A 977-nucleotide genomic window follows, 5' to 3' on the forward strand; every position below is an offset into this window, starting at 1 on the left:
GGGCAGTGGTTAAATCGGGATGAAGCATCCTACAGTGAGTTGGTGTCAGTCACTAATAATATAGTTTTATCGACACCAGTGATTGACACAACCTCTCAAATATTAGAAGAGGTAGTGTCCAGCCCCCAAGGACAAGCCTGGAAAGGGCTGAAACTGAAATTGCAGCAAGGCTTGGACAGTATTGGCTCTTCCTACAGCGAGTTAATCTCCAAGGTTGGCGAGGCTGTTGGCGTTGCTGATGGTGAGCCTTACTGGAACGCATACCTGGGGCAGTGGCAAGTTTGGGTTAACTTTGCTTGGGGGTGTAAGTCTGTGGTCTGTGATTGGCTCAAAGCGGCTTAGACCAATAAAGCTCCCGCTTAATATTGAATAAGTTTTTGTGGTCTAGCGTAGTTGCTCAGATTTGCAGGTACTTCAATATGTGGATGTAATTTGGGATCGTTTATGGGTACAGCCGCCGTCAATTTTAAGGGAATTTCTCCTGCCCATACAGGTATTTGATAATCCGCTTCATCATCAATGGGCCCACCAGTGCGAATCTTTGCTGATGCTTCTGTGAGCGGTAAAGATAGGACTATAGTTCTGGCTAATTCGTTATGGCAAGGCGATCGCACTTGCGACCACCGTCCAAGAATAACGTGTTCTGTAAATGCTTTCAAGGCAGCTAATTTTTGCTCTGCATCTTCGACCAGTGTTGCTTTTCCAAATACAACTACTGAATGATAATTCATTGAGTGGTGAAACGCCGAGCGTGCCAATACTAACCCATCAATTAAAGTCACTGTTACGCAAACATCAATACCTTGTTGCAGGGTTCGCAGCATTCGACTAGCAGGTGAACCGTGGATATATAAGGTATCCTCAACTCGTCCATAGGCTGTAGGGATCACAAAAGGCTGTCCATCTGCGACAAAACCTACATGGCAGACTAATCCTTCATCCAATATTTGATAAATGGTGTCGCTTTCATAGTTTGC

Annotated in this window: 2 protein-coding genes; one reads left to right on the plus strand and one right to left on the minus strand. The window is 45.1% G+C overall.

Features of this window, described 5'->3' with window-relative positions; translation table 11 throughout:
- Positions 1-342, plus strand: a 342-nt coding sequence (locus A4S05_RS42495; RefSeq protein ID WP_176727238.1) for a hypothetical protein, incomplete at its 5' end; no start/stop codon positions are given.
- A gap of 17 nt (positions 343-359) precedes the next feature.
- Here the strand turns inward: A4S05_RS42495 and A4S05_RS38325 are convergent.
- Positions 360-977: pyridoxamine 5'-phosphate oxidase family protein (locus A4S05_RS38325; protein WP_069074929.1), on the minus strand; the 618-nt coding region annotated here is incomplete at its 5' end.

Source organism: Nostoc sp. KVJ20, assembly GCF_001712795.1.
Classification (GTDB): domain Bacteria; phylum Cyanobacteriota; class Cyanobacteriia; order Cyanobacteriales; family Nostocaceae; genus Nostoc.